The 15,108-nt window shown below is 70.2% G+C and carries 7 protein-coding genes; 5 read left to right on the top strand and 2 right to left on the bottom strand.

Annotation, left to right across the window (positions count from 1 at the left end; translation table 11 throughout):
• Positions 1–59 precede the first annotated feature (59 nt).
• Positions 60–9,431 (bottom strand): SpvB/TcaC N-terminal domain-containing protein, encoded by a 9,372-nt coding sequence (locus ABD831_RS11155; RefSeq protein WP_344945948.1) that lies wholly within the window; start codon positions 9,429–9,431, stop codon positions 60–62.
• 395 nt (positions 9,432–9,826) lie between these two features.
• Here ABD831_RS11155 and ABD831_RS11150 point away from each other — a divergent pair, with 395 nt between their 5' ends.
• On the top strand, positions 9,827–10,696 hold the full coding sequence (locus tag ABD831_RS11150; protein ID WP_344945945.1) for an oxidoreductase: 870 nt from the start codon (positions 9,827–9,829) through the stop codon (positions 10,694–10,696).
• 47 nt (positions 10,697–10,743) lie between these two features.
• Here ABD831_RS11150 and ABD831_RS11145 read toward each other — a convergent pair whose 3' ends face one another.
• Positions 10,744–11,073, bottom strand: a complete 330-nt coding sequence (locus tag ABD831_RS11145; protein WP_344945942.1) for a hypothetical protein — start codon at positions 11,071–11,073, stop codon at positions 10,744–10,746.
• 243 nt (positions 11,074–11,316) lie between these two features.
• On the opposite strand from ABD831_RS11145, the gene ABD831_RS11140 reads away from it, so the two are divergent.
• From ABD831_RS11140 to ABD831_RS11125, 4 genes are all read left to right on the top strand, one after another.
• The gene (locus ABD831_RS11140; RefSeq protein WP_344945939.1) at positions 11,317–11,952 is read left to right on the top strand and encodes a dihydrofolate reductase family protein; all 636 of its coding nucleotides are present in this window, start codon (positions 11,317–11,319) and stop codon (positions 11,950–11,952) included.
• A gap of 141 nt (positions 11,953–12,093) precedes the next feature.
• Positions 12,094–12,903: an LLM class flavin-dependent oxidoreductase gene (locus tag ABD831_RS11135; protein WP_344945936.1), complete on the top strand. Its 810-nt coding sequence runs from the start codon at positions 12,094–12,096 to the stop codon at positions 12,901–12,903.
• Between the two features lie 191 nt (positions 12,904–13,094).
• Entirely contained in the window at positions 13,095–14,045 is a 951-nt protein-coding gene (locus ABD831_RS11130; protein ID WP_344945933.1) for a patatin-like phospholipase family protein, read from the top strand.
• Positions 14,046–14,173: 128 nt separating this feature from the next.
• Positions 14,174–15,088: an alpha/beta hydrolase gene (locus ABD831_RS11125; protein WP_344945930.1), complete on the top strand. Its 915-nt coding sequence runs from the start codon at positions 14,174–14,176 to the stop codon at positions 15,086–15,088.
• Positions 15,089–15,108: the final 20 nt, after the last annotated feature.

Raw genomic sequence — 15,108 nt, 5'->3', positions numbered from 1 at the left:
AGGTAGACGCGCCGCGGAATCTGCGGCGCGCCCACCTCAACCCGGTCCGGGCGGTCCCGCTACTGGCCCTCGGACCCCTTGGGCTGCGCCCCTGCCGAGGTCGCCGGCTTCGTGCCGCCCTGGCTCGGCGGCTGGCCGGAGCCCGAGGCGGACCCGCTGTCGACAGCCGTCGTCGTGGTCGCCGTCGTCGACTTGCCGCTGCCACCGGGGCCGTTGGCGTCCCCACCGCTCGCCGCGGCCGAGCCACCCGTCTGGTTCGAGGCCACGGAGCCGGCCGACTGCGGTGTCGCGCCGGCGCCCTTGTCCGGCACGTCGAACTTGAGCCGCTTGCCCACGCCGAAGCCGAGCTTGACCGCCTTGAGCTTGCCGTCCTCGATCTCGAACTCGAGCACCGGCCGGGAGTCGAGGCGGCTGAAGTACTTCGCCTTGCGCTCCTGTGCCGTGTTGTAGCCCTTGAGCAGGCTCAACGTCGCCCGACCCCGGAACGTGTCGGTGTTCTTGGCGAAGAAGCCGAGCAGCTTGCTGGACTGGGCCTGCGTGATCGGGTCGCCGTCGGGCTTGAGCGAGGCGATGGTGCGCAGGACGGAGACGGCGTCGGCGTTGGCCTTGTTGGGCACGCGGCCGTCGCGGTCGACGTGGCCGATCGGGTCGGACTGGCCGTAGGTGTAGGCCGTCGTCAGCGTCGGGTTCTCCACCAGGGCCGTGGCGTCGTCCGTGAGGATCGGGTCCACCGTCAGGAAGCGTGCCTGCGTCGTGGAGTACCAGCGGTCACCGAAGTTGATGATGTTGTGGTCCTCGTCGACGTAGCCACCGGCGTACTGCCACGGGGTGCGGAAGATCGTGCTGTCCTCCTTGATCCACACCTGTCCGGTCGGGAAGTACTCCTGGTGCTGGAAGACCTTGCCGACCCGGTCGGTGACGATGTTCGTGCTGCCCTGGAGGTCCTTGTGCATGAAGTAGACCTTCTGCGCGAACGAGTCGCCGGTCGTCGTCATGTTGACGGCAAGACGGTCGTTGCCGGCCCAGATGTTCTTGAGCATCGTGCCGTTGCGCACCGTCACCCACGGGTTCACGTAGTAGGTGACGCCCTGCTCCTTGATCTCGATGGCGAGCTGGCCGGCGTAGTCGTAGACGTAGTCGGTCTGCTTGCGCCCGGTGTTGTTCGGGTTGTGGTCGACGATCTCGGTCAGCTTGCCCGCCCAGTCCCACGTGACGTTGCGGATCATGTCGGGGTTCGTGACGGTCGTCTGCTCGCCGTCCGAGTCGTACGTGTACGTCTCGGTCTTCTTGTTGAGCGTGTCGACGACCTTCGTCGCCTGGTTCGGCTTGGCCGCGTCGTAGGTGTACGCGCTCCGGTCGAACGTGTTGGCGAGGACGGTGGCCTCGGTGCACTTCTTCGTGCACCCGGTGTCGACGGTCCAGTCGCGCTGGGCCATCCGGGTCACCTTGCTCGTCGCGTCGTCGAGGGTCGCCGACCACGTGTAGTTGCGTGTCGTCTTGGGCGCGTAGTCCCACGTGCCGGTGGCCGACGTGAGCCGGTAGCGGCCGTCGTAGGTGTAGCTCTGCGTCGTCGGACCGCCGAAGAGTGACGGGACGTCGGGCGGCAGCTGGTTCCGGACGGACGTCACGTTGCCCACGAGGTCGTAGGCGTAGCGCAGGTTCATGAGCAGCCGTGTTCCGTCGGGCGACATCGCCGAGCGGCCGGTGAGGCGCCGGGTGTCGACGTCGCGGTACGTGGTGTCGACGACGCCGTCCCCGGTCTTGCGCTGGGAGGTCGCGCCGTAGACGTCGTAGCGCTGGTTGTCGAGGTAGCTGTGCACGCACGGCACGGCGACGTCGACGCGCACGGTCGCGCCCGAGGCGTGTGGCGCCGCGGTCGGGACCAGGACGGTTCCGTTGACGCCGCGCTCGACGGTGTAGTCGAACGTGCCGGCCACCGTGCCCGGCGTGCGGGCGGTGACGTTGAGCTGCTCGCCGTCGAGACGGATCGTGAACGGCAGCGTCGGGTTCCAGCTGGAGGCCGGGTCGCCGTGCTGGTACTCGGTGACGGTGATGGTCGTCGCAGTGGCGTCGACGGATGTCGTCAGCAGGCCCAGCTCGGTGCAGTCGTTCGTGCCGACGACCCGCTTGAGCCGTCCACCCGTGTCGTAGTCGTTGCGCACGACCTCGCCGTCGGGCAGCGACACGGTCGCGAGCCGGCCGAGCCAGTCGTTGTCGTAGCTCGTGGTGAACGGGCCCTTGTTCGGGTGCGGCCCGGTCATCGTCGTCACGTCGCGAGCGAGTCGCCCGTTGACGTCGTAGGCGAAGTCCTGCACGCGCGCCTTGTCGTCGACGTGGACCATCTTGCCGGCGCCGTTGCCCGCGGTCGGGTGACCGAGGTAGCCGCCGTAGTCCATCGTCACGGGCTTCTCACCGGGGTAGGTGATCGACGTCATGAGGCCGAAGTCGAAGCCGAAGACGGTCTTGACGTTGCCCTCCTCGCGGAGCACGGGACTCTGCTCCGAGGTCTTGTTGCCGGCGAGGTCGTAGGTCCACTGGACGAGCCCGCCGTCGGGTGTCGTCGTCGAGGTCCTGCGGCCGAGCAGGTCGTAGGTGTGCGTCGTCGCGAGGCCACCGGGCGAGTCGACGCGGAGCAGCTGCCCGAGACGGTCGTAGGTGTAGCTCGTGAAGACGGAGACCCCGGCAGCCGTGCGGTCCTCGCCGCGGACCACGTTGTCGTGCGCGTCCATCCACGTCTTCGTGTGCCGGCCCAGGGGGTCGGTGACGTCGACGGTCTTGACGGTGCCGTAGCCGGCGAGCACGGCGTGGGCGTATGCCGTCCGCGTCGTCGCGCCGTTGGAGATCCGTTCCGAGAGGGTCCGGTCGAGGGCGTCGTAGGCCGTGATCGTCGCCATGGCGTACGTCGGGTTGCTCGTGTCGACCGTGTAGTCGGCGAGCGTCGCGCCCGTCTGGAGGAACGGCTTCCACTGGTGGACGGTGCGGCCGAGGCCGTCGACGTCCGAGCCGCCCTCGGCGGCGAAGCCGGACCCGGTGACCCCGGTGACGGGGTCGTAGACCTGGGCGTCGCGCTTGCGTCCGGTGACGCGTCCCGAGCCGTCGGCATACGTCGCCGTGTCGATGGTCGTGCCCGGGTTGAACTCGTCGGTGTGCGTCACCGTCGCGTACGGGTAGCCGGGGTCGTCGGGGTGGTAGGCGAAGGTCGCGACGCCGCCGTCGGGTGAGGTGATGGTGCGCACCCGGCTGTAGGCGTCGTAGGTGTACGACGTGACGTTGCCGTTCGCGTCGGTACGGCTCTTGACCCGCCCGGTCGGTCCGTCGAAGTCGGCCGTGGAGGCGAGGCCGACGGCGGCGCCGGTCGGGTCCTCGTCGTCCTCGATGAACCGCCTCGTCGTGTCGGCCGGGTCGGTCCCGGCCGGGTCACCGGAGCCCGTCAGGGCGAAGTCGGTGACGGTGCTGACGTTCGCGTGGTTCGCGTCGGCGTCGTAGACGTAGCGGACGGCATACCGCTTGCCCTTGGCGTCGGGCGGCATGACGATCCGGTTGTAGCTGCCCCACTGGTCGTAGGTCAGCCGGGTCTCGGCGTACGTCGCGGGAGTGGCGCCGTCGGTCGGCGTCAGGATCTCGCGCTGGACGGTGACCGAGTTGTTGTCGCAGTAGGCGGTGTTGCCAGTGCGCGAGCGCAGGATGGTCCCGGTCGGTGACGTGACGGTGATGCCGACAGGCTGGCTGTCCCACGTCTGGCAGTTGGTGGGCGACCAGAAGGGGGCCCGTGCCGTCGGCGTGTACTTGAGCGTCGAGCCGCACCCGAAGAAGGCGTTCATGTCGTCCGACGTGCTCGTCTCGCAGTTGGCGTAGGCGATGGCGACGTTCGTGTCGTCGCTCGTCGTGCCGGGGAGTCCGCCGTCGACGATCCGCACGGGGTTGCCGAGGCGGTCGTACGCGTACGTCATGGACGTCGTCTGCTGGAGCAATCCGCCCGAGTACCAGTCCTGCTCGACCTTCGAGACCTGTGGCGTGGCTCGGAGCGCGAGCAGCTGCTCGACGGTGGCACCGCCGAGGTCGAGCGGGACGTAGCCACCACCGGCGGCGGTGCGGTCCAGGTCACCGAGCGCCCAGGTCGTGCGGGTGCGCTGCATGACCGGCCCGCTCGTCGTGCCGTCGTAGACGGTCGTCTCGAACTCGAGGCCGGAGTCGAAGACCGAGCCGTTGAGGTACCTGTGCTGCGTGGTGCGCACCTTGGCGGTGGTCGTCGGGTTGTTCACGTCGGTGTGGTCGTAGGCGGTGTAGTGCTCGCTGACGGTCACCGAGTCGTAGCCGAGGTCGGTCCGGTTAACGAAGTCCTGGGCGGTGGTGCCGTAGGAGATCGTGCTGTCGCGCTGGGCGATGCCGTCGGCGGTGCTCCGGCTCGACTTCACGGCGACGTCGTCGAGCACCCACTGGCTGTCGGGGTGGCTCGTGGTGTTGCCGTCGCGGTGGTAGTCCAGGCCGATGGTGCCGCCGAGCGGCGTCGTCACGGTCCTGAGCAGGTTGGTGCGGCCCTGGGTGTTGAGGGCGACCTTGATGTCGGACGAGCCCTTGACCCGCGAGACGGAGTCGGCGTAGCCGTCACCGTTGACGTCGGTGAGGTCGACGTCGGTCGAGGTCATGCTGTTCTCGTAGTGCCCGCCGGGGTTGAGGATGAGGTAGCAGGCGACGAGGCAGAGCGGGATGCCGACGGTGACGTCCGCGCCGCCTCCGATGCTCTCCGAGCTGTCCTGGCGGATCTGCGGCTTGCCGGCGACGTTGATGATGCCGAGCACGTTGAAGTCCGACTTCTGGTGCGTGCCGTAGACGGCCTGGTCGACGAGGCCGGTGCCGTTGCTGAAGGCGACCTTGACGTTGCCGTTGTCGCTGTAGACGGCGTCGAGCAGGCCGTCGCCGTTGACGTCGTCCCACGAGACGTTGGGGAGGTCGACGTTGGAGTTGGCGGCGACGCCGCCGGCGAACCCGCCGTTGTCGATGTTGAAGCCGAAGCTCGCGCCGACGGAGCCGCTGTAGGAGTTCGTCGAGCTGAACGAGCTGACGGTCCAGCGGAACTGGGGCGTGAAGGAGTGGCCGAGGTTGAGGCGCACCCGGATCTCGTCGTCGTCGACGGTGACCCGGTCGGGCAGGCCGTCGCCGTTGAGGTCGGCCAGGGTCTCCTGCACCGGGATCGTCGCGTCGCGCGGCACCTTCTTGAGGGCCTTGTCGTCCTGGTGGGTGTTCTGCGAGGTCGGGTTGGTGAAGCTCGCGCCCGCCCCGATGGACCCGCCGATGTTGGCGCCGTAGGAGGAGTCGGAGGCACTGCTGCCCTTGGTCGAGGAGCTTCCCTTCGTCGAGTTGGTCGTGCCCTTGTTGTTGCCGGAGATGCCGATCGGGGCGCCGCCGAAGCCGCCGGAGACGGCGAGCGTGGTGGACGAGTCGACGATGCCGACGCCGCCGCCGGTGCAGGCGACGCGGGCGGCCGCCGGGCCGCACTCCTGGGAGCCACGGGCGTTGGTGTAGGTCACCGAGTCGGGCCGCACGGTGTCGGGGTAGCCGTCACCGTTCATGTCGAGGAAGTCCACGAGGCTGCGGCTCCAGCCGGCGGCGAAGCTGCCACCGATCGGTCCGACACCTGCCATGAGCATGAAGATCGGCCCGGTCTCGCCGAGCAGGTTCGGGGCACGTGTGCCCCCGCTGCTCGCGGCACCCGTGATCGGCAGGTCCTCGCCGAAGCGTGCCGATCCGGTCAGGCCGGCGTCGCCGGCGTAGATCTTGGCCTTCGGGCCCTGCCAGCGCTGCACCAGCGTGTCGGGGTCGACGACGGCGTTGTAGGCGAAGGCCTTCGGGATGTTGGCGGTTGCCTTGGTCGTGTCGAACTCCGGCGGGGCGCCCGAGCCGGGCGGGTAGTTGCCGAAGCCGGTGTCGTTGACGGACGTGTCGGTCGGGCACGAGCCGCCGAACATCGCCTGGCAGGCGTCGTCCTTGTTGTCGTAGGGGTCGCCGGAGGCCGTCGTCGTGCGGAAGTCCGCCTCGTCGATCGCCGTCGTGGCCCTGGCCCCGGTGGCGGTGTAGCCCGCCGCTGCCCACCCGCGGTAGGCGACGGGGAAGTAGCCCTGCGGGCCGGCCCAGCTCACCGTCTGCGGGACGTCCTCGGACGTGTCGACGGAGCTCTCGGTCCAGTTCATCGTCAGGTTGATGCCGCTGACGTGGGACGAGAGCCCCGCGCTGCGCATGGTGACGTCGAACCAGTAGGGCGTGCCGGTGGTCAGGGCCAGGTCGGGCAGGGCCTTGGTGAACGTGCCGGCACCCGACGGCACCGAGTAGGCCGCCTTGTAGACGAGTCCGGTGGACGTCTTGGCCGTGACGATGACCTCGCCTCCGGGGTTGTCGCCGTCACGGGTCCCCGTCAGGGTGGGGGTGACGGTGCGACCGAGCGTCGAGGTCCACGCGCTCGCCGGGCCACTCAGGCCCGTGAGCGGGTAGGTGTCGAGGTCCATGTGCGGCGTGACGGTCGTCTTCGACGCGTCGCAGCCGCCACCGCTGAGGAAGCAGAGCTTCCCCGCCTCCACCCACGTGACCTTCGAGAGGTCGATCGGGCTGTCGACGAGCACGCGCGTGCGCACGGAGTCGTATGCCGTGACGACGCCGTCCGCGTCCTTGACCGGTTCCGCTACGGCCGGGTCCGCCGTGATGCGGAAGCGGCCGGTCTCGGCCTGTCCGATGACGGCGAGCCGGGCGTTCGCGGCGGCCTGGGTCGCGAAGCAGCCGAAGGCGGTCGGCGTCGCGTCGGCCACGCACCACTGGGCCCCGTTCTGGGTGACCGTCTTGACCCGGAGGGTGTCGGTGGCGCCTGCCGCGGTGATCGGCGTGACGGTGACGGGCGTCGTCGTGACGGCCTTCGTCGAGCCGCTCCGCACGGCGACCTCGGGCCGCAGGTCGTCGGTCGTCGCGCCGGTCTTGTCCAGCGCGGCGCTGAAGTGAGCCGTGCCGCCGTTGCTGACCGAGGTGAACAGGCCCGGTCGCCCGGCCAGGGTGAAGTCGTCGGCCAGGGAGTAGGTGCGCTGGTCGAGTCCGTTGGCATCGGGAGCCGAGCCCCCGGCATACCTGATCGTCGCGTCCCAGGTGACGCTGTCGCCGTTGCCCTTGGGACGGGAGCCCGCGCGGAAGTAGAGGGCCTGGCCCTTGTCGACGTGCACGGTCTGGGCTGCCGGCTGCCACGTCGGCGACGCGGCGGTGACGCTGGAGCTGCCGAGCTCGGTGCCGGCCTTCTGGATGGCGACGCGGACGGCGCCACCGGCGGAGTCGGGCACCGGTGTGCCGAGCGTCGCCTTGGCGGTGAGGGTCACGTCACCGGAGAAGGGTGCGACCCAGCGGCGCACGGTGTCGATGGGCGGCACGGCGTCACGGAGGCGGTCGACCATGGCCTCGAAGGCGGGGTCGCTGACGGGCACGGTCTGCGGGGTCAGCGGGACGCGGGTGTCGGCGTCGGAGGCGCTGAAGGTGGGCTGGCACGACTCGACGGTGCGGGGACCCGAGGCGCAGACGAGGTGGTTGAAGAGGACCTGGGTGCCGCTCACGAGGTCGACGAGCCCGTCGCCGTTCGCGTCGGTGAAGTAGCTGTCGACCCAGCTCCACTGGCCGCCGACGTTGAAGACGCCGTAGACGCCGAAGTAGGCCTCGATGCCGCCCTGGATGCCGATGGTGCGCTGGACGGGGAGGTCGGAGAAGCCGGAGAGCGTGTGCATCGGACCGAAGCTGAGGTCGGCCGTGAGCGAGGTCGTGGGCCGGCTCGTGTTGAGCTGGTAGCGGATCTCACCGGACGGGCCGGTGCCCGAGATCGCCTCGCGGTAGACCTTGTCGGGGAGGGCGTCGCCGTTGAGGTCCATGAACTCGATGACCGAGCGGTTCGTCGTGCCGTTCATGGCGAACGACCCACCGACCGAGCCGGTCTTCTCCGGGTCGGCGAGGTTGAAGCCGACGTAGATCTTGCCGTCACCGGCATCGGTCATCGAGGAGCCGAGACCGCTCAGCTTCTGGTTGATGTAGGCGGCCGTGCCCCCGCTCGACGGGTTGGCGCCCGTGTCCCACTTGGCGGCGGTGTCGAAGCCGCTACCCGCAGTGGCGACGTCGTCGAAGTAGGCGAAGGTGTGCTTGAGTCCCGTTGCGGGACAGGCGGACAGGCCGTTGCAGCCGATCTGCGTGACGGACCGCAGCCGCGTCTTGCCGAAGTGCGGGTCGGCGTCGTAACCGAGGTCGTAGCGGGTGACGACCTTGCCGGTCTTGCGGTAGACGACGTCGATGTTGGTCAGGACGTCCTGGTCGAGGTCGAGCACGCCGCCGCGGCCGTCGAGGACGGCGTCGGTGCGGCCACCGGGAGTGCGGACGAAGCGCACCTCGTAGGCCGGGTCCTCGGGCTCGCCGCTCACCGTGCTGGCGGCCGTGTAGAGGATCTTGCTGAGGTAGACGTGCTTCGGGCAGACCTGTCCGCCCGGGCAGCTCGCACCGGCTGCGAGGGCGACCCAGCCGGTCGGCGTGGAGTCGTCCTGCTTGTAGGTGACGGTGTCGTAGACGTAGCGGAACATGTTGACGCCGATGTCGCGCTTGGCCGTGAGGAACCAGCGCACGCCGTTGCCGTTGGCGTCGGTGAGGATGCCCTTGGGGTCGCGGGTGCGGTCGTCGATGCCGGCCTGGGTCCCGGCCTCGCCGAGCGGGCCGCCGCTGTCGGGGGTGCCGCCGTAGTAGCGGATGTTGCCCTGCTTGTCGCGGACCTCCCACCAGTAGTTGCTCGGCTTGTCGCCGTGGCGGATGACCTGCTCGAACTCGGTCTCGACCTTGCGGGTGAAGTCCTGGCGCTCGGCCACCCGTGGGTCGAGCACGGCCTTGACGGCGTTGGGCACGAGGGCGTCGCCGTCGAGCGTGTAGGACTCGCTCTCGACGTTGCCGCACGGCGGGCTCTTGGCGGTGCCGTCGCAGAAGCGCGGCGCACCGAAGGAGGTGTCGACCGCGACCTTGGGCGGGGCGAGGTCCCAGCCGAGCCCGGCCCACGACGGGCCGCCCTCTGAGCTGTAGGACAGGCTGACGTCAGGCGTCATGCCGCGGCCCTTGGGCAGCTCGATGGGGTAGGTCAGCTCGGCCGTGCCGCTCGGGTTCGCCTCGGGCGGCGTCACCTGGGAGAGGCCCTCGGTGACGTTCGCGTAGAGCAGGTCGGCGGTCGACCCGTCCCCGATCTCCTGCGGCGTCGTCGGCGCGATGCCGGGCAGCGTCGAGTCGATGATGCCCCCACCGGGACTGCCGGCGACGGCCATGGGGATCGCCGTCGTCATCGCCAGCAGGGCTGCGAGCACGACGGCCCAGAAGCTGCGCCGGCGGGGCCGTGCACGGTGCTGGGGACGGGCTGCAGCGTCGTCGACATGGTGACGAGAGGGCATGGCGAAGCTCCCGGTTGCTACTCCCCGAGTCACGCGGGCCCACCGGCGGGTGGGTCCGAGAGTGCTCGCGGCAGGCGGAGCAGCCGCGGCGAGATGCACGTCCTCGATCGGGACGCAGGAGGTCGGCGAGGGGCGGCCTGAGGTGAGGGGTCGTCCGGGCGTCGGCCAGGATCGGCGTTCGGCGGTACGGCAAGTCACGTTATTGGTCCGCAGGCACGGTCGTGCAGAGATTGACGAACTTCGTTCCGATCCGGCTGAATTCGACGGAATCCGTTGTTTTTGCAGTCTGATTCACGGATTCCTGCGGCGGCTTCGGGCGCGTCTCGATGGTCTGTCGAGGGTTCCGGTCCCGCGGCCTTGCGTTGGAGCGCGCTCGAACACCTAGCGTCGCTGGGGTGACCGACACCTTCCCCCTGGCAGACCGCACCGTACGACGCGTGGGCTTCGGCGCCATGCAGCTCCCCGGTCCCGGCGTCATGGGCCCGCCTCGCGACCGCGACGAGGCCCTGCGCGTGTTGCGCCGCGCCGTCGAGCTCGGCGTGGACCACATCGACACGGCGCAGTTCTACGGACCGGACGTCAGCAACGAGCTCATCCGCGAGGCCCTGCACCCCTACGCCGCCGACCTCGCGATCGTGTCCAAGGTGGGCGCGCGCCGTGACTCGGCCGGTGCGTGGCTGCCGGCGCAGACGCCGGCCGAGCTGCGAGAGGACGTCGAGTCGAACCTGCGCTCACTCGGTCTCGACCACCTGACGGCCGTGAACCTGCGCCGGATGGACGAGGGCATGGCGGGCGCCGACGACGTGCTGCTCGAGGACCAGGTGGCCGAGCTGGCCGCGCTGCGCGACGAGGGCAAGATCGCGGGCGTCGGCCTGTCGACGGTGTCTGCCGCGGATCTCGCTGCGGCACGGACGATCACGGAGATCGTGTGCGTGCAGAACCCGTTCAGCCTCGTGGACCAGAAGGATGCCGACGTGCTCTCGGCCTGCACCGAGGCGGGCATCGCCTACGTGCCCTACTTCCCGCTCGGTTCGGCCTTCCCGCACCTGCCGAAGGTCGTCGACCAGCCCTCGGTGAAGGCCGTGGCTGCTCGTCGCGGAGTGCCGGCGGCCCGAGTCGGCCTGGCCTGGCTGCTCGCCCGCGCCGACAACGTGCTCCTCATCCCTGGCACGTCGTCGGTGGCGCACCTCGAGGAGAACATGGCCGTCGCCGACCTGGAGCTGGCCGACGAGGACCTCGCCGAGCTCTCGTCCGTCATGGCCTGACGCGTCCGGCGGGTCGGCCCGGCCCGGCGGGGCCCAGCAACGGCTGTCTAGATCGCCGCCAGACCTGCGTTGACCAGCAGCACGATCTCGTCGTGGAGCCGGCGCCGGTTGGGGAGGGGCGCCTTCGTGTACTCCTCGGCCAGCGACAGGACCAGGTGCCCGACCTGCGTGATCGGCAACCTCACCGGCGACGGCGGGATGGGCACGAGCGCCGCAGCCTGGTGCGGCACCGCCAGGACGGCAGCAGCGACGAGGAGCGCTGCCGCTCCACGATGACGGCGTCGCGACGGTGCCTGGTGTCGCACGGGCACCTCGCGGCTCGATGCGGGCGGACAGGGTGCGCCGGTGGGGTGTCGGGGTGCCGTCGTGGTGCTCATCGGGGTCCACCTCCAGTGTCACGAGAACGTCCGATCTCCCACTGTGGGCCGCATGCACCCTGCTGTCTGTGCCGGTGACGACACACTCCCCTCCCTCCTGCGCGTGACCGCACGAGCCGCCGGTGGTCCCGACGGGAGACGTCGGAAGTCTTCGACCCGCCGGCCGTCCGGGCACGTCGTCGGGAACTAGCATCGAGCGTGCACGGCCGTCACACAGCCCCGTCACCCACCGAGAGGGCGCCGATGTCACTGACACGGATCCACAACTTCTCCGTCTCCCTCGACGGCTTCGCCAGCGGCGAGCCGCAGTCCGCCGAGGCGCCCTTCGGACATGCCGGCCAGCGACTGCACCAGTGGATGATGGCGACGCAGTCCTGGGACGCGAGCGGGACGGCTGGAGTCGACAACGCCTTTGCGCAGCAACACGACCCCGGCATCGGCGCCGAGATCATGGGCGCCAACAAGTTCGGGCCGCCCGGCTGGCCCGACGACCAGGACTGGAAGGGCTGGTGGGGCCCGAACCCGCCGTTCCACACACCGGTCTACGTCCTCACCCACCATGTGCGGCCCCCGATCGAGATGGAGGGTGGCACGACGTTCCACTTCCTCGAGGCGACCCCGGCCGAGGCGCTCGAGACCGCTCGCGCAGCAGCCGACGGACAGGACGTGCGGATCGGCGGCGGCGCCACCGTCGTCCGCGACTTCCTCGCCGCCGGTCTCGTCGACCACATGCATCTCGTCCAGGTCCCGATCGTGCTCGGCCGCGGCGTGCGCGTCTGGGACGGTCTCGAGGGGATCGACGAAGGCTTCGACGTGGAGGTGGTCTCGTCCCCCAGCGGCGTCACCCACTTCACGTTCACGCGCAAGGTCCCCTCGTGAACGTCCACACCGGACGGCGGGCCCGCTGAGCCACGCCCGTCGTATCCGGGTCACCTCGTTCGTTGGAGGCATGAGAGCTCGAGTCGTCGCCCGCTGCAGGGGACGAGCCCGGCGTCCTACCGTTGCGAACGGAGTGCAGTCATGACCAGACCATTTCGATTCGGGGTCGTTGCCCCGGTGCTGACCGACGTGCAGACCTGGCTGGACCAGGTGCGCCGCATCGCCGACAGCGGCTTCTCGACCCTGCTCATGCCGGACGTCCCTCGATGGCAGCCTGCAGCCGCCCCGACCCTCGCGATGGCAGCGGCCCACACGGACCTGCGTGTCGGCACCTGGGTCTACGCGTCACCGCTGCGGCCGGCCCGGACCACCGCCTGGGAGGCACACTCGATGACGGTGCTGACCGAGGGTCGTTTCGAGATGGGCATCGGCACCGGACGGCCGGGGATCGAGGACGAGGTCCGTGAGCTCGGACTGCCCGTCACACCGCCGAGAGCACGACTGCGTCAGGTCCGGGAGACCGTGGCTGCGCTCCGGGAGCTGGACGGCCCCGATGTCCACACGCCGGTCGTCATGGCCGTCCGGGGTCCCAACGCCCGAGCGCTCGCCGTCGAGGTCGCCGACGCCGTCACGGTCGCGACGCTCCCGACCGACACTCGCGCCGACATCGCCCAGGTGGCACGCGACGTGCAGGCCGCAGGAGACGTCGAGCTCGCCCTCCACGTCCCCGTCGTCGGCGACGTCATCGCCCCGTTCATGGCGTCCGCGCGAGACATCGATCCGGCCGCGCTGCGAGAGAGTGACTCGTTGGCCGTCCTCCCGGATGACCCGGCGGCAGCCGCCGAGGAGGTCCGGCGGCGCCGCGAGGAGATCGGCTACTCCTACTTCGTCCTCGGCGCCGGGTCCGCCGAGGTCCTGGCCCCGATGGTCGCCGAGCTGGCCGGCGCCTAGCCGGCAACCGTCCAAAGCCGATGCGGCCCTCGACGCGTGCTTGCTACCCTTCACGGACCGTCAGCGACTGGCAGGAGGTGAAACCCGTGCATGCAGCGTCCGCACCGGGTGCTCCCCCGCCGTCCCCGACGGCACGACTGGCGTAGTCGCCACTGGGAGCCCGGACTGGCAGCTCCCGAAAGGCGACTCCCATGACCACAACACCTTCACCCGCTCCGCGTAGCAGCTCCCCGACCACGTCCGTCGGCCATGCGGACCACACAGACGAGCGGGCCCTCGTACTCGCCGGCGCCGGCGCAGCAGGCAACGCCTGGGAGCTCGGTCTCGTCGCCGGTCTGGCCGATGCCGGGGTCGACGTCACCCGGGCCGATCTCATCATCGGCACATCGGCCGGGTCGACCGTTGCCGCCCAGATCACTTCTGGCACAGCACCGTCCGAGCTGTATGCCGCCATCCTCACCGAGGTGCCCAGGCCACCGGCCGCAGCCGCCGAGGCCCGTCGAGCGCCTGATCCGCAGGTCTCCGGGTCGAGCTACCTCGAGTGGTCGGACGCCATCATCGCCTCGGCCCAGGACCCGTCCGACATGCGCCGGCGCCTCGGCGCCGCCGCGCTCGAGAGGGACGGTTCCGACGGTGCCGGCACCACCCGCTGGCGCGACATCGTCGCGGCCCGGCTCCCCAGTCGGCACTGGCCGGAGCAGCGCGTCCTCATCCCGGCTGTCGACGCACACACCGGGCAGCCGGTCGTCTTCGATCGCAACAGCGGCATCGACCTCGTCGATGCCGTCGCCGCCAGCACCTCTGCGATGTCGCCCTACGGCATCGGCGAGCACCGCTACCTCAACGGCGGCTACCGACGGAGCGAGAACGCCGACCTGGCGGCCGGGTACGGACGGGTGCTCGTGCTCTCCCCGTTCGGAGGCAGGACGCGCATGCCCCTCCAGTGGGGCATGGACCTGGCCACCCAGGTCGCCGAGCTGCGCGCGGCCGGCAGCACGGTCGAGACCGTCTTCCCGGACGTCGGCGCCGGTGACGTCTTCGGCGCCAACGCCCTGGACCCGTCGACGCGACTGCCTGCCGCCCGAGGCGGCTACGCCCAGGGCCGGGACCTGGCAGCGTCGCTCGCCGAGTTCTGGCGCTGATCCGGCGTCGACACGTGAGCGAACCGGTGCGGGCCGGCTGTGTCGCTGCAAGCACAGACATCCCTGCCGTGAACGGTCATCCTCGGAGTGGAGACAGCAACGCCTCCAACTTCGCTGGGGAGATCGACATGCAGACATCGACCACACACCTGGGCAGAAGAACCGCCGGTCTCATGGTCGCGCTCGCGCTCGGTGTGTCGGGCTGCACGTCCGGGGTCGGCACCGCGTCGACGACGGCCAGCACGCGGCATACGACCACGTCGACCCCCGGCGTGGTGGCGACCACGTCACTCGAGCCGGAGCGTGACGTCACCGTCGCGGGCCGGCACTTCAAAGCGAGGTGCGCGGGCAGCGGTCCCTCGGTCATCCTGGTGGCCGACTACGGCCAGACGATGGACGACGCGTGGGGCACGGTCCCGCAGACCCTCGCGGCCAGCAGCCGGGTCTGCGTCTACGACCGTCTCGGGATCGGGCGCAGCGACCAGGTCCCGCAACGACAGACGTTCGCGAGCCTCGCCGACGACCTCGACGGGGTGATCTCGGCGCTCGGGCTGACGCGTCCCGTCGTCGTGATGGGTTTCGGCATGGGCGGCCCCATCGCACTGTCTTGGGCGAGCCGGCACGAGACCGACGCGCGCGCCGTCGTGGTGATGAACCCCGACCCGCCCGGCTTCCGCGGCCCGGACGGGGCCCTGGAGAAGCTGTTGCCGCCCAAGGACGTCGGCGACCCGGAACTGTCCGGCCTGTGGGCTGGCCTCGATCGTTTCAATGACCCGGCCACGAACAGGGAGAGTCTCGACCCACGGTCGTGGACCGCCTACTCGCGACTTCCGGCCATGTCGACGCGGCTCTATGACCTCGTCGACGTCCAGCCGCCCTCGTGGCCGGCCGCGGTCGATGCGAAGAAGGTCGATGGAGCGTGGCGCGCCCTGCAGCGCCGGGTGCTCGCCATGTCGTCGCCGTCCGAGATCGTGAACGTGCCGGCGCAAGACGCCTGGCCCGTGGCGATCAAGAGCACGCTCGACCGCGCCCTGCGGTCGTGACAGCCGGGTGCACCGATGCC

Origin of the sequence: Terrabacter ginsenosidimutans (genome assembly GCF_039539425.1) — a bacterium.
In the GTDB taxonomy this organism is placed as follows: Bacteria; Actinomycetota; Actinomycetes; order Actinomycetales; family Dermatophilaceae; genus Terrabacter; species Terrabacter ginsenosidimutans.
The sequence above is the reverse complement of the archived record's forward strand: the minus strand, read 5'-3'. Positions and strand labels throughout refer to the sequence as shown.